Annotated in this window: 20 protein-coding genes; 5 read left to right on the top strand and 15 right to left on the bottom strand. The window is 69.9% G+C overall.

Annotation, left to right across the window (positions count from 1 at the left end; all coding sequences use genetic code 11):
* Positions 1 to 14 precede the first annotated feature (14 nt).
* Together ACFPZ3_RS07690 and ACFPZ3_RS07685 are read right to left on the bottom strand one after the other, a co-directional pair.
* Positions 15 to 1,400: a glycine--tRNA ligase gene (locus tag ACFPZ3_RS07690; protein ID WP_379513259.1), complete on the bottom strand. Its 1,386-nt coding sequence runs from the start codon at positions 1,398 to 1,400 to the stop codon at positions 15 to 17.
* 94 nt (positions 1,401 to 1,494) lie between these two features.
* The gene (locus ACFPZ3_RS07685; protein WP_379513258.1) at positions 1,495 to 1,782 is read right to left on the bottom strand and encodes an antibiotic biosynthesis monooxygenase family protein; all 288 of its coding nucleotides are present in this window, start codon (positions 1,780 to 1,782) and stop codon (positions 1,495 to 1,497) included.
* Between the two features lie 58 nt (positions 1,783 to 1,840).
* Here ACFPZ3_RS07685 and ACFPZ3_RS07680 point away from each other — a divergent pair, with 58 nt between their 5' ends.
* A complete protein-coding gene (locus ACFPZ3_RS07680) occupies positions 1,841 to 2,188 on the top strand; it encodes a DUF6703 family protein (protein ID WP_379513257.1) in 348 nt (115 codons plus the stop codon).
* An 82-nt stretch (positions 2,189 to 2,270) separates the two neighbouring features.
* On the opposite strand, the gene ACFPZ3_RS07675 is transcribed toward ACFPZ3_RS07680, so the two are convergent.
* The 6 genes from ACFPZ3_RS07675 to sucC form a co-directional block, all read right to left on the bottom strand.
* Positions 2,271 to 3,806, bottom strand: a complete 1,536-nt coding sequence (locus tag ACFPZ3_RS07675) for an aldehyde dehydrogenase family protein (protein WP_379513256.1) — start codon at positions 3,804 to 3,806, stop codon at positions 2,271 to 2,273.
* Between the two features lie 99 nt (positions 3,807 to 3,905).
* Positions 3,906 to 5,609, bottom strand: a complete 1,704-nt coding sequence (gcl, locus tag ACFPZ3_RS07670) for a glyoxylate carboligase (RefSeq protein WP_379513255.1) — start codon at positions 5,607 to 5,609, stop codon at positions 3,906 to 3,908.
* 80 nt (positions 5,610 to 5,689) lie between these two features.
* The gene (locus ACFPZ3_RS07665; RefSeq protein WP_379513254.1) at positions 5,690 to 6,550 is read right to left on the bottom strand and encodes an NAD(P)-dependent oxidoreductase; all 861 of its coding nucleotides are present in this window, start codon (positions 6,548 to 6,550) and stop codon (positions 5,690 to 5,692) included.
* Positions 6,547 to 7,311: a hydroxypyruvate isomerase family protein gene (locus ACFPZ3_RS07660; protein WP_379513253.1), complete on the bottom strand. Its 765-nt coding sequence runs from the start codon at positions 7,309 to 7,311 to the stop codon at positions 6,547 to 6,549. Before ACFPZ3_RS07660 ends, ACFPZ3_RS07665 begins: the two co-directional genes overlap by 4 nt.
* Positions 7,308 to 8,180 carry a succinate--CoA ligase subunit alpha gene (sucD, locus tag ACFPZ3_RS07655; protein WP_379513252.1) on the bottom strand — a complete coding sequence of 291 codons (873 nt, stop codon included), beginning with the start codon at positions 8,178 to 8,180 and terminating at the stop codon, positions 7,308 to 7,310. Before sucD ends, ACFPZ3_RS07660 begins: the two co-directional genes overlap by 4 nt.
* On the bottom strand, positions 8,181 to 9,314 hold the full coding sequence (gene sucC, locus ACFPZ3_RS07650; protein WP_379513251.1) for an ADP-forming succinate--CoA ligase subunit beta: 1,134 nt from the start codon (positions 9,312 to 9,314) through the stop codon (positions 8,181 to 8,183).
* An 89-nt stretch (positions 9,315 to 9,403) separates the two neighbouring features.
* Here sucC and ACFPZ3_RS07645 point away from each other — a divergent pair, with 89 nt between their 5' ends.
* The 3 genes from ACFPZ3_RS07645 to ACFPZ3_RS07635 all read left to right on the top strand — a co-directional run bounded on the left by ACFPZ3_RS07645 (position 9,404) and on the right by ACFPZ3_RS07635 (position 11,705).
* Entirely contained in the window at positions 9,404 to 10,624 is a 1,221-nt protein-coding gene (locus ACFPZ3_RS07645) for an MFS transporter (RefSeq protein ID WP_379513250.1), read from the top strand.
* Between the two features lie 87 nt (positions 10,625 to 10,711).
* Complete coding sequence (locus ACFPZ3_RS07640; protein WP_379513249.1) at positions 10,712 to 11,449, top strand: GntR family transcriptional regulator; 738 nt, start codon at positions 10,712 to 10,714, stop codon at positions 11,447 to 11,449.
* A 79-nt stretch (positions 11,450 to 11,528) separates the two neighbouring features.
* Positions 11,529 to 11,705 (top strand): hypothetical protein, encoded by a 177-nt coding sequence (locus tag ACFPZ3_RS07635; RefSeq protein ID WP_379513248.1) that lies wholly within the window; start codon positions 11,529 to 11,531, stop codon positions 11,703 to 11,705.
* Between the two features lie 84 nt (positions 11,706 to 11,789).
* Here ACFPZ3_RS07635 and ACFPZ3_RS07630 read toward each other — a convergent pair whose 3' ends face one another.
* The 7 genes from ACFPZ3_RS07630 to ACFPZ3_RS07600 all read right to left on the bottom strand — a co-directional run bounded on the left by ACFPZ3_RS07630 (position 11,790) and on the right by ACFPZ3_RS07600 (position 21,175).
* Positions 11,790 to 12,770 (bottom strand): TerC/Alx family metal homeostasis membrane protein, encoded by a 981-nt coding sequence (locus tag ACFPZ3_RS07630; RefSeq protein WP_379513247.1) that lies wholly within the window; start codon positions 12,768 to 12,770, stop codon positions 11,790 to 11,792.
* Positions 12,767 to 13,255, bottom strand: coding sequence for a hypothetical protein (locus ACFPZ3_RS07625; RefSeq protein ID WP_379513246.1), 489 nt, complete (start codon positions 13,253 to 13,255; stop codon positions 12,767 to 12,769). Before ACFPZ3_RS07625 ends, ACFPZ3_RS07630 begins: the two co-directional genes overlap by 4 nt.
* Positions 13,255 to 14,745 carry an Nramp family divalent metal transporter gene (locus ACFPZ3_RS07620; RefSeq protein ID WP_379513245.1) on the bottom strand — a complete coding sequence of 497 codons (1,491 nt, stop codon included), beginning with the start codon at positions 14,743 to 14,745 and terminating at the stop codon, positions 13,255 to 13,257. Before ACFPZ3_RS07620 ends, ACFPZ3_RS07625 begins: the two co-directional genes overlap by 1 nt.
* An 84-nt stretch (positions 14,746 to 14,829) precedes the next feature.
* Positions 14,830 to 16,944, bottom strand: a complete 2,115-nt coding sequence (locus ACFPZ3_RS07615) for an acetate--CoA ligase family protein (RefSeq protein WP_379513244.1) — start codon at positions 16,942 to 16,944, stop codon at positions 14,830 to 14,832.
* Position 16,945: 1 nt separating this feature from the next.
* The gene (gene frc / locus ACFPZ3_RS07610; protein ID WP_379513243.1) at positions 16,946 to 18,169 is read right to left on the bottom strand and encodes a formyl-CoA transferase; all 1,224 of its coding nucleotides are present in this window, start codon (positions 18,167 to 18,169) and stop codon (positions 16,946 to 16,948) included.
* 11 nt (positions 18,170 to 18,180) lie between these two features.
* Positions 18,181 to 19,851 carry a thiamine pyrophosphate-binding protein gene (locus tag ACFPZ3_RS07605; RefSeq protein ID WP_379513242.1) on the bottom strand — a complete coding sequence of 557 codons (1,671 nt, stop codon included), beginning with the start codon at positions 19,849 to 19,851 and terminating at the stop codon, positions 18,181 to 18,183.
* Positions 19,852 to 19,942: 91 nt separating this feature from the next.
* Positions 19,943 to 21,175, bottom strand: a complete 1,233-nt coding sequence (locus ACFPZ3_RS07600) for a molybdopterin molybdotransferase MoeA (RefSeq protein ID WP_379513241.1) — start codon at positions 21,173 to 21,175, stop codon at positions 19,943 to 19,945.
* A gap of 265 nt (positions 21,176 to 21,440) precedes the next feature.
* On the opposite strand from ACFPZ3_RS07600, the gene ACFPZ3_RS07595 reads away from it, so the two are divergent.
* Complete coding sequence (locus ACFPZ3_RS07595; RefSeq protein ID WP_379513240.1) at positions 21,441 to 22,418, top strand: 2-dehydropantoate 2-reductase; 978 nt, start codon at positions 21,441 to 21,443, stop codon at positions 22,416 to 22,418.
* Positions 22,419 to 22,437: the final 19 nt, after the last annotated feature.

Raw genomic sequence — 22,437 nt, 5'->3', positions numbered from 1 at the left:
CCCGTCAGGTGAAACTAGTCGTTCAGGTGCTGGCGCAGGTAGGATTCCACGCCGTCGATGGCGATGCGCTCCTGGCTCATCGAGTCGCGCTCGCGGATCGTCACCGCGTGATCTTCCAGCGTGTCGAAGTCGACCGTGATGCAGAACGGCGTGCCGATCTCGTCCTGGCGCCGGTAGCGGCGGCCGATCGCGCCCGCGTCGTCGAACTCCACGTTCCACCGGCGGCGCAGCTGCGCGGCCAGGTCGCGGGCCTTCGGCGACAGGTCGGCGTTGCGCGAGAGCGGCAGCACCGCGGCCTTCACCGGGGCGAGCCGGTGGTCGAGCCGCATCACCGTGCGCTTCTCCATGACGCCCTTGGCGTTGGGCGCCTCGTCCTCGCTGTAGGCGTCGAGCAGGAACGTCAGCGTGGCGCGGTCGACGCCGGCCGCCGGCTCGATGACGTAGGGGACGTAGCGCTCCCCCGTGTCCTGCTCGAAGAAGCTGAGGTCGGTGCCGGACGCCTTGGAGTGCGCGGTGAGGTCGAAGTCGGTGCGGTTGGCGATGCCCTCGAGCTCACCCCACTCCGAGCCGGTGAAGTTGAAGCGGTATTCGACGTCCACCGTGCGCTTGGCGTAGTGGGACAGCTTGTCCTTGGGGTGCTCGTAGAGCCGCAGGTTGTCCTTGTTGATGCCCAGGTCGGAGTACCAGCGGAAGCGCTCGTCGATCCAGTATTGGTGCCATTCCTCGTCGGTGCCGGGCTTGACGAAGAACTCCATCTCCATCTGCTCGAACTCGCGCGTGCGGAAGATGAAGTTGCCCGGCGTGATCTCGTTGCGGAACGACTTGCCGATCTGGCCGATGCCGAACGGGATCTTCTTGCGGGCCGACTGCTGCACGTTGAGGTAGTTGATGAAGATGCCCTGCGCGGTCTCGGGCCGCAGCCAGGCCAGGCCCGACTCGTCCTCGACCGGGCCGAGGTAGGTCTTGAGCAGGCCGCTGAACTGCTTGGGCTCGGTGAAGGTGCCCTTGTTGCCGCAGTTGGGGCAGGTGATGCCGGCCAGGCCGCCCTCGGGCTCCTTGCCGTTCTTCTCCTCGTAGGCCTCGAGGAGGTGATCGGCGCGGAAGCGCTTGTGGCAGGACAGGCACTCGGTCAGCGGGTCGGTGAAGGTCTCGACGTGGCCGCTGGCCCGCCACACCTCGGGCGCCAGGATGACGGAGGAGTCGAGGCCCACCACGTCGTCGCGCGACTGGACCATCGACAGCCACCACTGCCGCTTGACGTTGTTCTTCAGCTCGACACCCAGTGGACCGTAGTCCCACGACGCGCGCAGTCCGCCGTAGATCTCGCTCGACGGGTAAACGAGCCCGCGGCGTTTGGCGAGGCTGACGATGGTGTCCATGACGTCTGTGCGTCGTGCCATTTTGGTTGGTTCTCTTTCCGGCTGGAGGTCGGCGAGTGAAATTGGTGAGATCCCAGCTTAGGGGACGGCTGCCCGCTCTCGCGCGAGACTAATTTTACGCCCCGTCTCGCATGTGAACGTCCTCGTACGCGCTGGGTTCGTTCACCATGAGGATCATCAGCGGATACATCTCCATCTTGGCGGCGGAGAGCGCTCTTCGGTAGAACCCGGCGCCCTCCCATTCCGTGACCAGCGCCCACAGGTTGGGCTCGTCGACCGAGCGGGCCAGCCTGCCCCGCTGGTAGCCGGCTTGACCGGCGAACGTGTCGAGGATCGTCTGGCCCTGCTTGGCGAAATCTTGGGACTGGGACTCTGGAACGATGTATCGGATCACGGCGAGCACGCGACCAGCCTAAAGGCGCTCGCGCCACATGTTGCCCGAACTCCCGTAGGCTCTGGGCGTGGCCCCTGACAACAAGCGCCGTCCGCTGCCCCAGGGCGAGCAGTTCTTCACGCCGGGCGCGACCGGCCTGCGCAAGTCGGTCGAGCAGCGCAGCGCGGTGCCGATGACGTTCCTGTTCACGCAGGTGCCCAGGTGGGTGGCGCCTGCCGTGCTGGTGATCCTGCTGCTGGTGGGGTTCGCCGTGGCCAATCCGCTGGGCGGGGTGGCCGTGTTGCCGGTGATCGCGTTCATCGGATGGCTGGCGTATCTGTCGTGGCCGTCGCTGGGGCTCGGCGGGAAACTGCTGCGGGTCGTCATGCTGACTTTCCTGGTGCTCCTGGTGGCGACCCGCTTCGGCGCCTTCTGACACGCCACCGCTGACACGCCACCGCCTTCGCCGGGGCCTTCGCCGGCGCCGAAGTTCGCGCCGGCGGGCCGGATGAGCGGGGTCAGGGCAGCAGCGTGTAGCTGGGGAAGTTGCCCGGCAGGCGTTCGGGGTCGGGGACGGTGGTGGTGGCGCGGACGAGGAGGTCGCCGCCGACGAAGGCGCCGCGCCATGACGCGCCGAGCCCGCCGAACAACTCCTCGCGGTCCCCGCGCGAGCGCGGCCGGTTGTGGCCGACCTTGAACGCGCGCACCTCGGGAGACAGCCGGTGGAAGGTCTCTTCGTCCTCGCAGGACAGGGTGGCGACCAGGGCGCCGTTGCTGGCGTTCATGGCGGCCAGCAGTTCCGCCTCCGTGTCCACCAGGACGATGGTGTCCACGGGGCCGAAGGGCTCGGCGTGGTGGAGGGGTGAGGAGGGAGGCGGGTTGAGGAGCGCGGTCGGAGGAAAGTACGCGGAAATATCCTGACCGGGGAGGAAATGTCCGGAGTCCACCGACGCCCGGTGCACCGGGACGCCGCCTCTGGCCACCGCCTCCTCCACCTGGTCGGCCAGTTCCTTGGCCTTGGAGGCGTTGATCAGCGGGCCGAAGTCCAGCTCGGGCAGCGGATCGTCCGGCTCGGCCACCGCCAGCGGGTGCCCGAACCGCAACGATCCCACCGCCTCCAGGTAGGCGGCCAGGAACTCGTGGAAGAGCGAGCGCTGCACGACGAAGCGCGGGTAGGCGGTGCAGCGCTGCTTGGCGTAGTCGAAGGACGCGCGGATCTGCCGGGTGAGCAGGTCCCAGTCGCCGTACTCCCAGACGCCCCAGCAGTTGAGCCCCTCCTGCTCCAGCACGTGCCGCCGCCCGAGGTCGGCCAGCGAGGTCACCACCTTCGCCCCGGCGTCCCTGCCGCCCACGAACGACACGCACCCCAGCGAACGCCCGGCCACCAGCACCGGCGACAACTCCGCCCCTCCCCCGCTGACCAGCGTGAACGGCAGCCCCTCGCGGACGGCCAGCGCGCAGGCCAGGGTGAGGCAGCACAGACCGCCGTCGGTGGGCGTCTTGGCGATCACCGCGTTGCCGGCCAGCGCCTGGACGAGCATGGCGTGCATGAGCACGCTCATCGGGTAGTTCCAGCTCGCGATGTTGCTGACGGGCCCGGGAAGCGGGGCGCGCCCGGCCACCATGCGGTCGATCTCCTGGACGTACCAGCGCACGCCGTCGAGGCAGCGGTCCACGTCCGCGCGGGCCGTCTTCCACGGCTTGCCGATCTCCCAGACCAGCAGCAGCGCCAGCAGGTCGCGGTGCGCGGCCATGGACTCCACGGCCGCCGACACCATGGCCTTGCGCTCGGCGAGCGGCAGGTAGCGCCAGCGCCGGTGCTCCTCGCCCGCGCCCGCCACCGCCCGGCCGGCGCCCGCCCGGTCGAGCCTGGGCAGGCCGGCGATGGCGGTGCCGTCCAGGGGCGAGAAGCCGGGCACCGGACGCCCGTCGCGGTGCCAGATGCCGCCCCAGTGGTTGAGCACCCGGTCGTCGTGAAAGGCCTCGGGGGCCGCCGAGCAACACTGCTCGTAGGTCTCCCGCCAGGACGTGCCCGGCTTGAGCCGCATGTTCATCCTCCTCAATCGGACCGGTCGGCAGTGACGAGCTCGGGCATGTGCGTCCTCCTCAGTCGGAGCGGTCGGCGGTGATGAGCTCGGGCATGTGCATCGTCCTCAGTCGGACCAGTCGGCGGTGATGAGCTCGGGCAGCGGCTCGAACTCCTTGATCGCCTCCAGCGAGGGCCCCATGGCGGCGTTCGCCTCGCGTTCCACCATCACCTCGACCAGCACCGGCCGCCGCTCGCGCGCCGCCTCGGCGCTCGCCCAGGCCAGGGTGTCGCGCAGGTCTCCAGGCAGCTCCACCCGGCGGGCCGGGCAGCCGAACGCCTCCATGGCCTTGACGTGGTCGATGCCGCCCTCGCCGTAGTGCAGGTCAACGGCGTAGTTCATCCCGTAAGGAAGCTCCGCCTGCCTGATGAGCCCCAGATACTCGTTGTTGATCATGACGATCACGAAGGGCACCCGGTACTGGGCGGCCACCGCCACCTCCTCCATCAGGAACTGGAAGGAGTAGTCGCCGACCACCGCCACGACCTGCCGCTCGGGATGGGCCAGCTTGACCCCCATGGCCGCGGGGATCTCCCAGCCCAGCGGCCCGGCCTGCCCGCAGACCAGGTAGCGGCGCGGCAGGTACGTCGTCTGGAACTGGCCCGACCAGATCTGGTAGAGCCCGATCGCGGTGACGAACGTGGTGTCCCTGGGGAAGTACTCGTTGATCTCCTTGAACACCCTGGGCGGCTTGATCGGCACGTCGTCGAAGTCGTCCCGGCGCCGCATGGTGCCGCGCAGTTCGGCGACTTTGCGTACCCACTTGTCCGGTTCGCGCGGCGCGCCGCGGCGGCGCGCCTCGTCGCGCAGGTCGGCCAGCACCGGCCGGGCGTGGCCGACGACGCCGAGGTCGGGCTCGAAGACCCGGCCGAGCTGCAGGGGGTCGATGTCCACGTGCACGAACTTGCGCCCCCGGCGGTAGACGTCGAGGTCGCCGGTGTGCCGGTCGCCGAACCTGGCACCCACGGCCAGCACCAGGTCGCTCTCCAGGAACGCGGCGTTGCCCCACCGCGTCTGCGTCTGGATCCCGGCCATCCCGGCGAACAGCGGATGGTCCTCGGGGAAGGCGCCCTTGCCCATGAGCGTCACCTGGACCGGCACCTGGAGGTGCTCGGCCAGCGCGCGCAGCTCGTCGTACGCCTCGGCGATGATCACGCCGCCGCCGGCCAGGATGATCGGCCGCCTGGCCTCCTCCAGCAGGTCCATGGCCGCGCGCACGGCCTTGGGCAGCGGCCGCGGCACCTCGACGGGCAGCGGCGCGTCCAGGTCGCGGTCGTACAGGCAGGAGCCGCGTTGCACGTCGATCGGCAGGTCGATGAGCACCGGCCCCGGGCGTCCCGAGCGGGCGATCCTGAACGCCTCCCTGAACACCCACGGCGCCTGGGCGGGCTCCTTGAGCTGCACCGCCCACTTGGTCACCGGCCGGGCGATCTCCACGATGTCCACCGCCTGGAACGCCTCCTGGTGCAGCTTGGAGGTCATGGCCTGGCCGGTGACGCAGATCATCGGGATCGAGTCGGCCAGGGCGGTGTAGAGGCCAGTAATCATGTTCGTGCCCGCGGGACCGGAGGTGCCGATGCAGACGCCGACGTTCCCGGTGACCCTGGCCCAGCCGTCGGCGGCGTGGGTGCCGCCCTCCTCGTGGCGTACGGTGATATGCCGGATCGAGCTGTGCTGGAGCGCGGCGTAGAGCGGCAGGATGGCCGCGCCTGGAATGCCGAAGACCGTGTCCACGCCCTCCGACTCCAGCACCGCGACCACGGCCTCCATGCAAGGGACCTTTCCACGGGTTCCTTCGTCACCCGCGGAAAGCGACCTTCGCGTGTTCATTGTTCTCTCGCTGCGCTCGCTCATCCGTTGAGCCTTTCGATCACCTTGAGCAGGGCGGAGTGGTCGAGCGAGCCGTGGCCCTGTGCCTTGGCCGCGGCGACGAGCTGGGCGACCTGGCCGGTGAGCGGCAGGCTGACCCCGGCCTCGCGGGCGGCGGCGACGGCGATGCCCATGTCCTTGTGGTGCAGGTCGATGCGGAAGCCCGGGGCGAACTCCCGTTTGACCATGGTGTGCCGCTTGAGCTCCAGGATCCGGGAGCCCGCCAGGCCGCCGGCGAGCACGTCGAGCCCGGCCGCCGGGTCCACGCCGGACGCCTCCAGCAGCACGATCGCCTCCGACACGAGCCCGTAGATGCCGCCGACGACGAGCTGGTTGGCGGCCTTGACGGTCTGGCCCGCGCCGGGCGGGCCGACGTGCACGATGGTCGTGCCGAGGCGTTCCAGGACGGGCCTGGCCTCCTCGACGTCCTCTTCCGCCCCGCCGACCATGATCGACAGAGTGCCGTCCACGGCGCCGCGCTCGCCGCCGCTGACGGGGGCGTCCAGGGCCCGTACGCCGGCCGCCGCCGCCTGCCGAGCCACCCATCGGGAGGTCTCGGGCCTGATGGTGCTCATGTCGACGTAGAGGAGGTTCGGCCTGCCGTACTCGACGATCAGCGGCGCCACCTCCTCCACCTGCGGCGAGTCCGGCAGCATCGTGATCACCAGGTCGGCCCCGGCGACCGCGTCCACCACGCCGGAGGCGCCCTTGCCGCCCAGTTCGGCGAGCTGCTCGACGCGCTCGGCGCTCACGTCATACCCGGTCACGACATGTCCTGCTTTGAGGAGATTGGCTGCCATCGGGCTGCCCATGATCCCCAAGCCGACGAACCCGATGTTCATTCCTGCCTCCAGTCGAACGCGCCCGGCCCCTCGTGCCGGTACTCCAGGCCCACGTGGCCGTGGTAACCGGCCGCCGCCAGCCGCGCGAAGATCTCCGGGTACGGCATCCGCCCGCTCCCCGGCCGTCCTCTGCCGGGGTCGTCGGCGATCTGCACGTGCCCGAAGCGCGCGCAGTGCCGGTCGATGAGGGCGAGCACGTCCTCGCCCATCCGGTGCAGGTGGTACAGGTCGGCCAGGAAGGCCACGTTCTCCCTGTCCACCTGGTCGATCAGCTCGAACGCGGCGCCCGCCGACGTGATCGGGTACAGCGGGTTCTCGTGGGAGTTGAGCGCCTCGACCACCACGGTCGCGCCGATGCCGGCCGCCGCGTCGGCCGCCCTGCGCAGGTTCGCCACGGCCAGGTCCCTGACGGTGCCGGGGCCGTTGCCGTACAGGGCGTTGAGCACGGGGCAGCCCAGCTCGCCGGCCAGCCGCACCGCCGCGTCGATGCCCGCCTGGAAGCGGGCCGAGCCGTCCGGCCTGGCCAGCAGGCCGCGCTCGCCCGCCGCCATGTCGCCGGCGTCGAAGTTGAGCCCGACCAGGCGTACCCCGGCGTCCTCGATGGCCGCTCGCAGGTCCGCCAGCCGCGCGCTCGACGGCTCGGGCGTGTCGAACGGCCACCACAACTCGACGGCGTCGAAGCCGTTCTTGGCCGCCGCGGCCGGTCGTTCCAGCAAGGGGAGGTCGGTGAAGAGAATGGAGAGATTGACGTCATATTTCATGACAACTCCGAGCGCATGAGGCGGGCTGTCTCCGACGGGGTGCGCCCGACCCGGACCCCGGCCGCCTCCAGGGCCTCCTTCTTGGCCTGCGCGGTTCCGGACGAACCGGACACGATCGCGCCCGCGTGCCCCATGGTCTTGCCCTCCGGCGCGGTGAACCCGGCCACGTACGCGACGACGGGCTTGGTGAGGTTCGCGGCGATGTAGGCGGCGGCCCGCTCCTCGGCGTCGCCGCCGATCTCGCCGATCATCACGATGGCGTCGGTGCCCGGGTCGTCCTGGAACGCCTGGAGGCAGTCGATGTGCGAGGTCCCGACGACCGGGTCGCCGCCGATGCCGACGGCGGTGGAGAAGCCGAGGTCGCGCAGTTCGTACATGAGCTGGTAGGTCAGCGTCCCCGACTTCGAGACCAGCCCGATGCGCCCGGCCGAGGTGATGTCGGCGGGGATGATCCCGGCGGAGGACTGCCCGGGACTGATCAGCCCGGGGCAGTTGGGCCCGATGATCCTGGTCCGGCCGCCGGCCAGGGCACGGAAGCGGACCGCGTCGTGCACCGGCACGCCCTCGGTGATGACCACGCACAGCGGCACCCCGGCCTCGACCGCCTCCTCCACGGCGGAGCCGGTGAACCGCGGCGGCACGAAGACCACCGACACGTCCGCGCCGGTCTCCGCAGCCGCCTCGGCGACCGAGCCGAACACCGGCACCGTGCGCTCACCGAAGTCCACCGAGCGCCCGCCCTTGCCCGGCGTCACCCCGGCCACCACGTCGGTGCCGGCGGTGAGCATGCGGGCCGTGTGCCGGGTGCCCTCCGCGCCGGTCATGCCCTGGATGAGTACCCGGCTGTCCTTGGTCAGAAAGATCGCCATTTACGCACCTGCCGCGAGTCTGGCCGCCGTCTCGGCGGCGCCGTCCATGGTGGAGACCTGCCGGACCGCCGGGTGCCGCGCGTCGCTGAGGATGCGCCGGCCCACTTCGGCGTTGTTGCCGTCCAGCCGTACGACGATGGGCCTGCCGTGACCCCGCTCGCCGAGAAGTTCGAGTGCGGTGACGATGCCGTTGGCCACCGCGTCGCAGGCCGTGATGCCGCCGAAGACGTTGACCAGCACCGAGCGTACGTCGGGGTCGGCCAGGATGATCTCCAGCCCGTCGGCCATGACCTGGGCGGACGCCCCGCCGCCGATGTCGAGGAAGTTGGCGGGGCCGGCGCCTGCCCCCGCGACCACGTCGAGCGTGCTCATGACCAGACCGGCGCCGTTGCCGATCACTCCGACCGTGCCGTCGAGCTTGACGTAGTTGAGTCCTTTGGCCCTGGCGCGGTCCTCCAGGCTGTCGGACCGCTCCGCGTAGTCCTCCCAGGCGTGACGGAAGCCGGAGTTGTCGTCGAGGGTGACCTTGCCGTCGAGTGCCACGATCCGCTGGTCGGTGGTGCAGATCAGCGGGTTCACCTCGACCAGCAGCGCGTCCTCCGCGACCAGCACCCGCCACAGTTTCTCCAGCACCCCGGCCGCCTGCTCGGGCAGGCCCGCCTTGGCCGCCAGCAGCCGCGCGGTGTCGGGGTCCACGCCCGTCACGGGGTCGATCGGCAGTCTCACGAGGGCGTCGGGGTCGGTGGCCGCCAGCTCCTCGATCTCCATGCCGCCCTGTCCTGACACCATCGCCAGGAACCCGCCCTCGGCGCGGTCCACCAGGAAGGCCGCGTAGTACTCCTCGAACGGCACCGTCGCGGCCTCCACCAGCACGCGGCGCGCGATGTGCCCCTTGATGTCCATTCCGATGACGCGATCGGCCTCCGCCTCGGCCGCGACCGGTCCCGCCGCCGGTCTGATCCCGCCTGCCTTGCCTCGTCCGCCGGTCTTCACCTGGGCCTTGATGACAACGGGCGCGTTCAGTTCGGCCGCGATCGTGCGGGCCTCGGCCGCGGTGGCGGCGACTCCGCCCGCGGGAACCGGGATCCCGTGACGCCCGAAGAGCTCCTTCGCCTGGTACTCATACAGGTCCATTCGAGCCTCCTTTGTAGACGGTATACCGTATGGAGTATCCTTCGTCTAGGGTCTCGACATGAGCCTGCCTGCGGGATATTCCATACAGTATGGAGAATGCAATCAAGGACTGGCGCGGGCGCTCATACCGCCCGGGGCCCGTCCCCGCCGACCGCGTCCGCATGTTCCGGCTGGCCCTGGCCGCGATGGCGGCGATCAGTCCCCTCCAGTACGGCTACGCCGCCCTGCTCGCCAAGGAGGGCACCGGCCTGACGCTGCTGGCCGTGTGGATCGCCTGCCAGGCGGCCGGCGCCCTGCCCGCCCTGCACCTCGTACGGCGAAGGCGTCTCGATGTGCGCGCGTGCCTGGCGGCCGGAGCGGTCCTCAGCGGGCTCGGCCTCGCCATGGCCGCCCTCAGCCCGGCCTCCCTCGTGGGCTACGCGCTGCTGGGCGGTCTGGGCGCGGGCCTCGTCTACGGGGTCTGCGGCGAGGTCGTCTCCTCCTGGTACCCGGAACGCCCCGCCGCCCGCGTCGGCCTGATCACCGGCGCCTTCGGGTACGGCGCGGTGCCCCTGCTGGTGTGGACCGGGATCGCCCCCGGCGCCACGACCGCCGCCTTCCTCGTCTGCGCCGTCCTGGCCACGGCCGTCATCGCGACCGCCGCCCGTCACCTGCGGCTCCCGCCGCTCCTGTGGTGGCCCGGCGACGTGGACCCGCGTACCCACGCCCTGGACGCGGCCAGGCTGCGCACGAGCCCGGAGGCGGTCAAGCAGTTCGGGCCCGCCCAGGCGCTGCGCACGCGCACGCTGCCCGCGCTCGCCCTGATCCTCACCTGTGCGGGCGCCGTGTCCCTCTTCGACGTGATCGTGGTGGCGGGCACGGGCACGTGGGGCGCGCTGGCCCTGCTCGTGGCGCTGAACGGAGCCGGCCGGTCGGTGGCCATGCGGGCGGCGGAGCTGTACGGTCGCAGGCGCGTGCTGGCCGCCGTCTTCGGCTCGCTCGCGCTCGGCCAGGTGCTGCTCGCGGTCGCCGTCCAGAACGCGGCGGGCGGGGTGCCGCTGTGGCTGGGGGCCGTGGCCGCCGGGCTGGGCGGCGGGGCGTTCTATCCGCTCCTCGCCAGCCTCGTACGCGAGCTCTTCGGCACCGAGCGCGCCACCGAGATCCACGCGGTCGTCTACAGCGCCAAGGCCGTCGCGGGAGTCGTGGCGGTCGCCCTGGCCCTGATGCCCCCCGGCGCCGCCCTCCTGGCCGCCGCGGCCTTGGCCGCGCTGCCCGCCCTGGCCACGCCGCGCCTGCGCATCCCCGGCCTGCCCGCCACCATCCCCCTGTGATGAGACTCACGACCGTCCGGAACCCCCAGACGGTATGCTGTAGGCAGTCGACGAAAAACTTTTTACCAGAGCTCTGGAGACGTGACCATGTTGCTGTCGGATCAGGCCGGTCAGACGGCGGCCCCCAAGATTCCCCGCCCCGCCACGCTCAGGGAGAGCGTGATCGAGGCTATCCAAGAGCTCATCGTCTCCGGGCAGCTCAAGCCCGGCCAGCACCTCGTCGAGAGCGAGCTGGCCGAGCTCCTCGGCGTCTCCAGGCAGCCGGTCCGCGAAGCGTTGCAGCAGCTCAGCGGTGAGGGCTGGGTCGATCTCCACCCGGGTCAGGGCGCGTTCGTGCACGTGCCGACGCTGGAGGAGGCCGACCAGCTGCTCGCCGTCCGCACGCTGCTGGAGACCGAGTCCGCCAGGCTCGCCGCGCAACACGCCGGCGAGAACGGCGTGAAGCGGCTGCGCGCCCTGTGCGACCAGGGCATCGCCGCGGTGCGGTCCGACGACGTGGACGGCGCCGTCGCCACCAACTCCGAGCTGCATGCCCTGGTGACCGGCCTGTCGGGCAACAAGGTCCTGGCCGAGTTGGCCGCCCAGGTGGCCAGGCGGGTGCGGTGGTATCACACGCCGGTGGCCCGCCAGCGCGGCATGGACTCGTGGGAGGAGCACAAGGCGCTGATCGACGCCATCGAGGCGGGCGACCAGCGCCGGGCGGCGAAGATCATGCGCGACCACACCGAGCACACCCGCGCCTCCTACATGGAGCAGCGCGAGAACGAGCCGGTGGAGCCCGCCCCCAAGCCCGTACGCCGTCGCCGGCCCCGCCAGCTAGGTTGACGAGACGTTCACAGAAGGCCACATGCCCCGAAACACCTCGGGTAGAGGATGGGGCGACATCGACAGGAGGTGCATGACCATGAAGGCGTTCATCCGTTTTCTCCTTGGTGATCCCATGGGTCAGCCGGCGGACGGCCGTGCCATCGGCATCGGCCTGAGCGCGGCGCTCAGGAAGCACTACGCGGCAGACGAAGCGGACCACTACCTGCACAGGTGGAGCGAGGATATCGACGTCCGCAAGAGTCCCCATCATTGAGCAGGGCATTGAGCACGGCGCTGAGCCGCGCGGCAGGGAGGCGGCCACCGCAAAGCAGCCTCCTCCCCGCGACGCGCGGCCCGATCAGCGCTCCGCCGGCTCCGGCACCACCACCTCCGCCTTCTTGGCATCGCGAGCCGCCTTCATCAGGCTCAGCACCGTGGTGACGGCCAGAGTGCCGACGATGACCCCGAGAGAGGCCAGGATCGGGATCTCCGGCGCCCACGACACCCCGTCGTGGTTCAGTGCCTCGAGGATCAGCTTCACCCCGATGAAGGCCAGCACCACCGACAGCCCCTTGCTCAGGTAGACGAGCCGGTCCAGCAGGCCGCCGACGAGGAAGAAGAGCTGCCGCAGCCCCATGAGGGCGAAGGCGTTGGCCGTGAACACCAGGTAGGGCTCCTTGGTGAGCCCGAAGATGGCGGGGATGGAGTCCAGCGCGAACAGCAGGTCGGTGGTGCCGATCGCGACCATCACGATCAGCATCGGGGTGACCATCCTGCGGCCGAGGTGCACGGTGAGCCGGGCGCCGTGATAGGTGTCCGTGGTCGGGAGCACCCGGCGTACCGCGCGCAGGGCGAGGTTCTCTGAGAACTCCGCCTCTTCCTCTTCCTGACTGCCGATCAGCTTCCACGCGGTGTAGACGAGGAAGGCGCCGAACACGTAGAAGAGCCAGTCGAACCTGGCCACCGCGCCCGCGCCGGCCGCGATGAAGCCGCCGCGCATGACCAGCGCCAGGACGATACCGACGAGCAGCACCTTCTGCCGGTACTGCCGCGGCACCTGGAACCGGCTCATGATCAGCAGGAAGACGAAGAGGTTGTCCACGCTGAGCGAGTACTCGGTGATCCACCCGGCGAAGAACTCTCCGCCGTGCGCGGGGCCCGAGAGCAGGAGCAGGCCGGCCCCGAAGGCCGCGGCCAGGGCGACGTAGAACGTCACCCAGGCCACGCACTCCTTGAAAGTCGGTTCGTGAGGGTTGCGCGCGACGAGGTAGAAGTCGAAAGCGAGCACGACGCAGAAGCCGCCGATCGTGGCCAGCCAGATCCACAAGGGCAGATTCACTTACGCGCTCCCTTCCTCGCCTGCATCATCTGCGCGTAGCGCAAGTACTGGTCGAGCAGTTCCTTGGCGAGCGGGTTGCCCCCGGCGATGCGAAGGAGCCAGTACGGCATGAAACGCTCGTGTATCCAGAGGAACCCGATCGCGAAGCCGAGGCTGACCATCGCCTGGTACGCCAGGAACAGCGGCACCCCGTCGGCCATGCCGAACCCGGCCACACTTTCCTGCAGGAGCCGGGAGAGGGGGAAGGCCGCCAGCCAGTACAGGCCGATGGGCCCGAACGTCCCCGGCCGGAAGACGCCGTGGCCCAGGAGCACGCCGTACAGCCCGCCGAAGAAGGCGAGCGGCGCGGCGAGCGCCAGGGCCGACAGCGTCACCATCCCGATGGGCTGCCCTGCTACCAGGGTCAGCCCACCGGCCATGGCTCCGGCGACGGCTCCGATCGACGCCCCTGGCAGGGCGAGTTCGAGGCTGTGCCGTCTGTCCATCAGCCCACGACCACGCCGAAGGCGAACAGACTGTAGAACAGCATGCCGAGGTAGAACACCGCGCCGAACCCGATGATCACGTTGGTCCACCACTTGGGCCTGATCGGTTTGGGCAACATGCGGTTGTTCACCAGGAGCAGGGTCACGCAGTACGCGCCCATGGCGAACGTGGACAGGAACGCCAGGGTGTCCAGAATCCCGCTTGGACCGTCGGCAGGGCCGAACAGCAGGATCAGGATCCCGAAGATGATCACGCCCCAGAGGAAGATCGCGTACAGGCGGGACATGCCCAGCTTCTTCGCCCCGGGGATGAAGTTGAAGGTCATGTCGGCCTGACCCCTGGAGAAGGAGTCGAACAGCCCCAGCGTGGCGTTCAGGCCGATCAGCGCGATGAACCCGAGGAAGACCCCTCCGAGAACCGAACTGCCCGCCGAGGAGACGGCGTTGGACATCGCGGTCAGCGCCACCTCCCGGTCGTCGCCCTGAATGACCTGCCGCACGCCCGGGTCGAGCCGCACCGCCGACTGGGCGATCACCGTGAAGGAGATCGTGACCAGCATGGTGATGCCCCAGAACAGCAGCACCGCGTCGAACGTGACCCAGCGTCGCCATCCCTTCCACTTGGCCATCTCAGCCGGGTCGTCGGTGTCGAACATGAACCCGCGCGCGGGCCTGTCCTCTTCCTCGGCCGCGTGGCGCAGCCCACGGACCTTCGGCTGGTGCACGCCCATGCCGGCGCCGGAATCACGCAGGTGCAGCGTGTACCACATCTGCTGCATGCCCGAGGGCCCGGCGAACGCGCACGCCCCGACGATCACGGGGAACCAGGCGGCCGTCATGGCCTGCGGCGGCAGGTAGCCGAAGGAGAACATGCCGGAGAGCGTGGTGGCCACGTCGCTCCAGGAGCCCACCATGGCCGCGACCACGGACGTCCCGAGCACGAGTGCGCCGATGAGCAGCGACAACAGGCTCTCGAGCAGGTTGTAGATCACCTTCGCCAGGGTGAAGACCACGCCGACGAGGATCAACCCGGCGATCGCGGTCACCATCCATGGAATTCCGGTGATCTCCTCGAACGCCGCCGCTCCCGCCGACAGGTGGCCCGGCCAGATGTAGACGGCGATCGCCGCGACGAAGAAGAACCACATCAGCGGCTTGAACACCCTGGCCGCGCCGGAGAAGATGCTCTCCCCCGTGGCCATGGCGTACCGGGCCATCTCCAGCATCACCACGGCCTGCAGGGTGACGCCGATCAGGAACAGCCACCTGATCTCCGGCCCGAACAGCAGCACCAGCCGCGGCCACATGTAGGACTCGCCCATGCCCACGCCGAGCGCGATGAGGAAAACCGTCGGCCCGAGAATGTGCACCGAGGGAGGCGCGTCGGGGAGTTTCCTGATGGGCATCGGCTCAAGCCGGCCCGCTTTCCATACTCGTTCGTCCTCGACCGGCGGCGTGGCCGTCGCCGGTGGTGTTTCAGATGTGTCCACCTTCGGACCTCCTGGGGGGTTTGTTGCCTTCCTCGTGCCGCCCCGAAATACAGCCCCCTCGCCTGGTGCTGCCGCGTTCGGCTCTTAACGCAACAGCCCGGCTGCCCGCGCCCAGCGGTACTTGGCACCAAGCACCGCCACGGGCTTCTCTGTCGTGTACGGGTAGGCGACCACGCCGTGCTCGAACAGGTACTCGCTGGCCTCCTCAACCTCGGTGTCGCCGGCGAGAGACGCCACGACCGGTTTGACATTGCCCTTCGCCCGCTCCTCGGCGACCACGCGCGCGATGAGTTCGGCGAAGACCATCGGCGGCGTCACGATCGTGTGCCAGTAGCCCAGGACGAGCGCGTGGATGCGGTCGTCGGAGAGGCCAAGGCGAACCGTGTTCCCGTAGGTCGCGGGGGGTTCGCCGCCGGTGATGTCGATGGGATTGCCCGCCGCTCCGAACGGCGGGATGAAGGCGCGGAACGCCGCGTCCAGGTCGTCGGGGATGTCCATGAGGGTCAGCCCGGCGTCCACGACAGCGTCGGAGAGCAGCACACCCGAGCCGCCCGCGCCGGTGATGATGACGACGTTCTCGCCCTTGGGGGCGGGCAGGATCGGCAGCGCGCGGGCGTACTCCAGCATGTCGTTGAGCCCCGGCGCGCGCACCACCCCGGCCTGGCGCAGGATGTCGTCGTAGACCTTGTCGTCGCCGGCCAGGGCGCCGGTGTGCGAGCCCGCGGCGCGCGCGCCCATCGCGGTGCGCCCGGCCTTGAGCACGATGACCGGCTTCTCCTTGACGACCCGGCGGGCGGCCTCGACGAAACCGCGCCCGTCCTTGAGGTCCTCCAGGTGCATGGCCACGGCCTTGGTGTTGTCGTCCTGCTCGAAGAAGGTGAGCAGGTCGTCCTCGTCCACGTCGGCCTTGTTGCCGACGCCGACGATGGCCGAGACGCCCATCTTGGTGGTGCGGCTGAAGCCCAGGATGGCCATCCCGATGCCGCCGCTCTGCGAGGTCAGCGCCACACTGCCGCGCACGTCGTACGGGGTGCAGAAGGTCGCGCAGAGGTTCTCCGGCGTGTAGTAGTAGCCGTAGATGTTGGGGCCGAGCATGCGCACGCCGTGCCTGCGGGCGATCTCGACGATCTCCTTCTGGCCCTCGACGTTCCCGGTCTCGGCGAACCCCGACGGGATCATGATCGCGCCCGCGACGCCCTTCTCGCCGACCTCCTCCAGCGCGGGGGCGACGAACTTGGCCGGGATCGCGAACACGGCCACGTCCACGTCGCCGGGCACGTCCGCGACGCTCTTGTACGCCTTGAGCCCCATGATCTCGTCGGCCTTGGGGTTGATCGGGAAGATCTGCCCCCGGTAGCCGCCGTCGATGAGGTTGCGCATGACCGAGTTGCCGATCTTGCCGGTCTCGGCGGAGGCGCCGATCACGGCGACCGCGCGCGGCTTGAAGATCCGCTTCATCTGCCGCAGGATCTCCTCGCGCGGCAGCCGCTCGACCTCGGGCTGCGGCTGCCCGATGATGACGCGCACATCCGCGGCGACCGCTCCGTTCGCGTCGGCGAAGACGGGGTTGAGGTCCACCTCGACGATCTCCGGGATGTCCGTGACCAGCCTGCCGACGCGTTCGATCAGCGCCGCCAGCGCCTCTCTGTTGGCCGGTTCCGCACCGCGGACGCCACGGAGGATCTCGGCCGCCTTGATGTCGTCCAGCATCCCCAGCGCGTCTTCCCCCGAAACCGGGGCAAGCCTAAATGTAACGTCCTTAAGTACCTCTACCAGGACACCGCCGAGGCCGAAGGCGATGACCTTGCCGAAGGTGGGGTCGGTGACCGCGCCCACGATGACCTCGTGGCCGCCACCGACGAGCTGCTGCACCTGGATGCCGTCGATCTTCGCGTCGGGGTTGTACGTGCGGGCGTTGGCCAGGATCGTGGCGTAGCCCTCGCGTACCTCCTCGGCGTTCTTCACACCGACGAGCACGCCGCCGGCGTCCGTCTTGTGCAGGATGTCGGGCGAGACGATCTTCAGCACGACCGGGAACCCGATCTCCCCGGCCAGCCGCGCCGCCTCCTCCGCCGACGTGGCCAGCCCCTCGCCGGGGGTGGCGATGCCGTACGCCTGGCACAGCTCGCGGCCCTCGGGAGCGGTCAGGGCGGTGCGCCCCTCGGCGAGCGCCTTCTCGATGACTTCCCTCGCGGCCACTTTAAATGACTCCGTTCGTCTTGAGTTGAGCCAGCTCGTCCGCGCTCACGCCGAGCTCGCCGTAGATCTCCTGGTTGTGCTCGCCGAGCAGCGGCGGCGTGTGAACGTCCACCGGCGAGTCCGAGAGCTGCAGCGGGCTGCCCACGGTCACGAACTCGCCGCGCTCCGGGTGCTCGACGGTCACGACGATGCCCTCGTCGCGCAGGCTCTCGTCCTCCACCAGCTCCTTGGTGGACAGGATCGGCCCGCAGGGGATGTTCTCTGAGTTGAGCCGGTCGAGCACCGTCCACTTGTCGTGGCGGATCGTCCACTCCTCGATGAGCTGGAACATCTTGTCCAGCTTGGTCAGGCGCGCCTCCGGCGTCGCCCACTCGGGGTCCTCGACCAGCTCGGGGCGGCCGATGATGGTCGCGATCGGCTTCCAGCCGACCGGCTGGACGATGACGTAGATGTAGTCGTTCGGGCCGCCGGGGGCGCAGCGCACCGCCCAGCCCGGCTGGCCGCCGCCGCTGGCGTTGCCGGAGCGCGGCACCTCGTCGTTGAACGTCCTGTTCGGGTACTCGCGCAGCGGGCCGTGCACCAGACGCTGCTGGTCACGCAGCTTCACGCGGCACAGGTTCAGCACGGCGTGCTGCATGGCCACCTGTACGCGCTGCCCGCGCCCGGTCTGGTTGCGCTGGAAGAGGGCCGCCAGGATGCCGGCCACCGCGTGGATGCCGGTGCCCGAGTCGCCGATCTGGGCGCCGGTGGCCAGCGGCGGGCCCTCCTCGAAGCCCGTGGTGCTCATCGAGCCGCCCATGGCCTGGGCGATCACCTCGTACGCCTTGAACTTGGCGTACCTGCCCTGGCCGAAGCCCTTGATCGAGGCGTACACCAGGCGGGGGTTGAGCTCCTGCAGGCGCTCCCACGAGAAGCCCATCCGATCGACCGCGCCGGGACCGAAGTTCTCCACCAGGACGTCGGCGCTCTTCACCAGCTCGGTGAAGATCTCCTTGCCGCGCTCGCTCTTCATGTTCAGGGTGATGCTGCGCTTGTTGCAGTTGAGCATCGTGAAGTAGAGGCTGTCGACATCGGGCACGTCGCGAAGTTGCTGCCTGGTGATGTCGCCGGTCGGGGCCTCCAGCTTGACCACGTCGGCGCCCAGCCAGGCGAGGAGCTGGGTGGCCGACGGGCCCGACTGGACGTGGGTCATGTCGAGGACTCGGACACCTTCGAGAGCCTTCATATCGGGTTCCCCTACTTGTACATGGTCTGGTTCATGGTTCCGGGGGCGTAGACCTCTGGATCGACCCAGACGTTGATCAGTGAGGGCTTGCCCGACTGCCTGGCCCGCTCCAGAGCGGGGCGGATCTCGGCCGGGTCGCGTACCTCCTCGCCGTGGCCGCCGAGGAGCTTGGCGAAGTCCCCGTAGCGGATGTCGCCGAGGGTGTTGCCGACGCGGGCCCGGTCCTGGCCGTACTTGGCGGCCTGGCCGTACCTGATCTGGTTCATCGAGGAGTTGTTGCCGATGACGCCGATGAACGGCAGGTCGAAGCGGACCATCGTCTCGAAGTCCCAGCCGGTAAGGCTGAAGGCGCCGTCGCCGAACAGGCACAGCACCTCCTTCTCGCGCCGCGCCTGCTTGGCCGCCATCGCGAAGGCCATGCCGACGCCGAGCGTGCCGAGCGGCCCCGGGTCCATCCAGTGGCCTGGGGACTTGGGCTGCACCACCTGGCCGGAGAAGGTGACGATGTCGCCGCCGTCGCCGATGTAGATGGTGTCCTCGGTCAGGAACTCGTTGATCTCGTGGACGAGGCGGTAGGGGTCGATGGGGCTGGAGTCGGAGAGCTGGCGGGGCAGGCGCTTCTCGTACGCCTGGGTCTCGACGTTGCGCAGCTCCTCCAGCCACTCCTTGCGGCGAGCCGCGCCGTTCTCGATGCGCCCGGTCGCGGCCTGGGCCGCCGCCGAGAGGATGAGGCCGGCGTCGCCCACGATCCCCAGGTCGATGTCCCGATTTTTCCCGACAGTGCGGTAGTCGAGGTCGATCTGCACGACCTTCGCCGTCGGCGACAGGCGCTTGCCGTAGCCCATCCGGAAGTCGAACGGGGTGCCGACGATGATGATCAGGTCGGCCTCGGTGAAGGCGTAACGGCGGCTGAGCTGGTAGTGGTGCGGGTCCCCCGGCGCGAGCGTGCCGCGGCCCGAGCCGTTCATGTACGCCGGCACGTTCAGCGACCTGACGAAGTCGATGGCCGAGTCGGTCGCCCGGCACGTCCAGACCTGGCTGCCGAGCAGGATGCACGGCTTCTCGGCGTGCGCCAGCAGGTCGGCCAGCCGCTCGATCGCCTCGGGGTCGCCCTGCTGCCGGGTGGAGGCCCGGTAGCGGCCGGGCGTGGGGATGCGCGCCTTCTCGATCGGGACCTTCGCGTCGAGCACGTCACGCGGGATCTCCAGGAACGACGGCCCCGGCGCGCCGTTGTAACACTCGCGGAAGGCCATCGACACGATGTCGGCCACCCGTTCCGTGCTCGGCACCGTGGCGGCGAACTTGGTGATCGGGGTCATCATGTCCACGTGCGGCAGGTCCTGGAGCGAGCCCATCTTGTGCTGGCTCAGCGCTCCCTGACCGCCGATGAGCAACATGGGGCTCTCCGCGCGGAAGGCGTTGGCCACGCCCGTGACCGCGTCGGTCGTGCCCGGTCCCGCGGTGACGACGGCGCAGCCCGGTTTGCCGGTGATGCGCGCGTACCCGTCCGCCGCGTGAGCGGCTACCTGCTCGTGGCGTACGTCGATGACCTCGATGCCCTCATCGACGCAGCCGTCATAGATATCGATGATGTGGCCGCCGCAGAGCGTGTAGATCACATCCACGCCCTCGGCCTTGAGTGCCTTGGCTACGAGATGACCGCCAGAGATCGTTTCCGACATCATGCCACCCTTTCCCGGCGACTAAGCCCACTGTCTTCCGCATACTGCATACCGTATGAACGCAATGGTTACTCCCTTGCGATCGGCCTGTCTAGCCCCCCAGGGGCAACTCGATCAGCTCCACCCGCTCGCCGCCCCACCCCGGCGGCACCACTGCCAGGGCATCCGCCAGCGCCGCGCCCCACAAAGACCCGGGCCGGTCATGTCCCACCGGCGCCGCGCCCCTTTCCGACCTTCTGACCGGCACCAACCTGGTGTCCCGCGCATGCGCTCGCACCGTCCCGGCCAGCGCGCTCGTCTCCTTGACGGCGGGTGTTCCGGTCAGCTCACGCAGGATGGGGGCCAGCAGCGTGAGCGCGGCGGCCAGGGCCGCGAACGGATTTCCCGGGAGCCCCACGAGCAGCCGGCCGTCGGGCAGGCGGGCGAGGAGCTGCGGGTGCCCCGGGCGTACGGCGACGCCGTCGATGAGCACGTCGGCGCCCAGGTCGTGGAGCACGGCCCGCAGGTGGTCGGCCGGACCCTTGGAGGAGGCCCCGCACACGACCACGACGTCCGCCCCGGCCGCCCTGCCGCCTTCCCGCGAGGCATACCCGCGCTCCGGCAAGCGCCTGCCTTCCTGCGAGGCACGCCCACGTTCCGGCCAGTGCGCGCCTTCCCGCGAGGCGCGCCCGTGCTCCGGCCAGGGCCCGCCGAGCGCGGCGCGAAGCGCGTCGGGGCCGTCGGGGAGCCGGGTCCTGTCCGTGACCCGGCCTCCCGCCCACTCCACCAGGCCCGGCAGGAACGGCCCGATGGCGTCGCGCACCCGTCCCGGCGCGGGCAGCCCCTCATCGACCACCTCGTCGCCGGTGACCAGCACCGCCACGCGCGGCCACGGCCGTACCAGCAGGGTGTCGTGACCGAGGGCGGCGGCCAGCCCGAGCGCGACCGGCGTCACCACCGCGTCCGCCCCGAGCACGGCGGCGCCCTCGGCGATGTCCTCACCGCGCCGCCTGATGTGCCTGCCCGCCTCGGCGACGCCGTCCACCCACGCGACCCCCGAACCGGGCGCCGCCGATCCTCCGGCCACGGCGGACGCCCGCTCCCACGGCATCACCGCCTCGGCCCCCACCGGCACCGGCGCCCCGGTGGCGATCTCGATCGCCTCCCCCGGCTCCAGCGCTTTGCGGTAGGGCTCACCTCCGGCCAGGACTTGGGCGACCACCCGCCACGGCCCGCGACCCGCCACCGCGTAGCCGTCCATCGCCGAGACGTCCACGCCGGGCACCGCGACCAGCGCCGTCAACGAGCCGGCCAACCGGCACCCGAGGGCCTCGGAAAGCGGCATCGAAGTGGGCTTCAAAGGATCGGCGGCACCCGCCGCGAGGGCCCGCGCCGCGGCCCATGACATCGCTTCCACCACAGGTCCATGCCACAGAACGGGCACAGGCACACTCCTTGACCCTCGTTTTTCCATACTGTATACCGAATGCACGGTAAGGTCGCGGTCCGGCGGCCCGCCGCGAGCAACGGGGCCCCGTGCATATCGGCAGGTCGGCACGCCGCAGCTACGGGGCCCGTGCTTACATTCCGACGCGAGAACGGAGCGGAGCATGAAAGTCGCTGTTCTTGGCGCCGGCGCCATCGGCGCATACGTTGGGGCCTGCCTCCACAGATCAGGAGTCGAGGTGCACCTCATCGCGAGAGGCCCGCACCTGCAGGCGATACGCCGCGCCGGTGTGCGGGTGCTCACCCCCAGGGGCGATTTCACCGCCCACCCCCATGCCACCGACGACCCCACCCAGGTCGGCCCGGTGGACCACGTCTTCCTGGGCCTCAAGGCGAACAGTTACGCCTCGGCGGGCCCCATGATCGAGCCGCTCCTTAACGAGACCACGAGCATCATCGCCGCGCAGAACGGCATCCCCTGGTGGTACTTCCACGGGCTCAAGGGCCCGTACGAGGGCTGCCGCATCGAGAGCGTCGACCCGGGCGGCACGGTGACATCCGCGTTACCTCTGCACCGCGCGATCGGCTGCGTCGTCTACGCCGCCACAGAGATCGAGGAACCCGGCGTGATCCGCCACCTCGAAGGCACCCGCTTCTCCATCGGCGAGCCCAGCGGCGAGCTGACCGAGCGGTGCGCCGCCTTCAGCCGGGCCGCCGTCGAGGGCGGGCTGAAGTGCCCGGTGGAGAGTGACCTCCGCCGGGACGTCTGGATCAAACTCATGGGAAACATCGCCTTCAACCCGATCAGCGCGCTCGCCAGGGCGACGATGGCCGGGATCTGCCGCCACGACGGCACCAGGGAACTGGTCGTCGCCATGATGCGGGAGACCGTGGACGTGGCCCGGCGGGTGGGCTGCGATCCGGGGATCTCCATCGAGCGCCGCATGAGGGGCGCGGAGAAGGCGGGCGAGCACAAAACCTCCACACTCCAGGACCTGGAGAAGGGCAAACCGCTGGAGCTCGACGTGCTGCTGGCCGCGGTCGTCGAGCTGGCAGATCTCACCGGAGCCGAGGTCCCGACGCTGCGCGCGATCCACGCGGTGAGCGACCTGCTGAACGAGAACCTTGTCCGTGCGGTCTAGCTGGGCATACCGTGAATTG

The sequence above is a fragment of the Nonomuraea insulae genome (genome assembly GCF_042656245.1).
This window is presented reverse-complemented; position numbering and strand designations above follow the sequence as displayed.

Bases quoted from the DNA above. Each gene is read 5' to 3' on its own strand.
- ACFPZ3_RS07690 (WP_379513259.1), bottom strand. From the start codon at position 1,400: ATGGCACGACGCACAGACGTCATGGACACCATCGTCAGCCTCGCCAAA.
- ACFPZ3_RS07675 (WP_379513256.1), bottom strand. From the start codon at position 3,806: ATGAACATGCGGCTCAAGCCGGGCACGTCCTGGCGGGAGACCTACGAG.
- gcl (WP_379513255.1), bottom strand. From the start codon at position 5,609: ATGGAGGCCGTGGTCGCGGTGCTGGAGTCGGAGGGCGTGGACACGGTC.
- ACFPZ3_RS07665 (WP_379513254.1), bottom strand. From the start codon at position 6,550: ATGAACATCGGGTTCGTCGGCTTGGGGATCATGGGCAGCCCGATGGCA.
- ACFPZ3_RS07660 (WP_379513253.1), bottom strand. From the start codon at position 7,311: ATGAAATATGACGTCAATCTCTCCATTCTCTTCACCGACCTCCCCTTG.
- sucD (WP_379513252.1), bottom strand. From the start codon at position 8,180: ATGGCGATCTTTCTGACCAAGGACAGCCGGGTACTCATCCAGGGCATG.
- sucC (WP_379513251.1), bottom strand. From the start codon at position 9,314: ATGGACCTGTATGAGTACCAGGCGAAGGAGCTCTTCGGGCGTCACGGG.
- ACFPZ3_RS07645 (WP_379513250.1), top strand. From the start codon at position 9,404: ATGGAGAATGCAATCAAGGACTGGCGCGGGCGCTCATACCGCCCGGGG.
- ACFPZ3_RS07640 (WP_379513249.1), top strand. From the start codon at position 10,712: ATGTTGCTGTCGGATCAGGCCGGTCAGACGGCGGCCCCCAAGATTCCC.
- ACFPZ3_RS07635 (WP_379513248.1), top strand. From the start codon at position 11,529: ATGAAGGCGTTCATCCGTTTTCTCCTTGGTGATCCCATGGGTCAGCCG.
- ACFPZ3_RS07625 (WP_379513246.1), bottom strand. From the start codon at position 13,255: ATGGACAGACGGCACAGCCTCGAACTCGCCCTGCCAGGGGCGTCGATC.
- frc (WP_379513243.1), bottom strand. From the start codon at position 18,169: ATGAAGGCTCTCGAAGGTGTCCGAGTCCTCGACATGACCCACGTCCAG.
- ACFPZ3_RS07605 (WP_379513242.1), bottom strand. From the start codon at position 19,851: ATGTCGGAAACGATCTCTGGCGGTCATCTCGTAGCCAAGGCACTCAAG.
- ACFPZ3_RS07600 (WP_379513241.1), bottom strand. From the start codon at position 21,175: ATGCCGCTTTCCGAGGCCCTCGGGTGCCGGTTGGCCGGCTCGTTGACG.
- ACFPZ3_RS07595 (WP_379513240.1), top strand. From the start codon at position 21,441: ATGAAAGTCGCTGTTCTTGGCGCCGGCGCCATCGGCGCATACGTTGGG.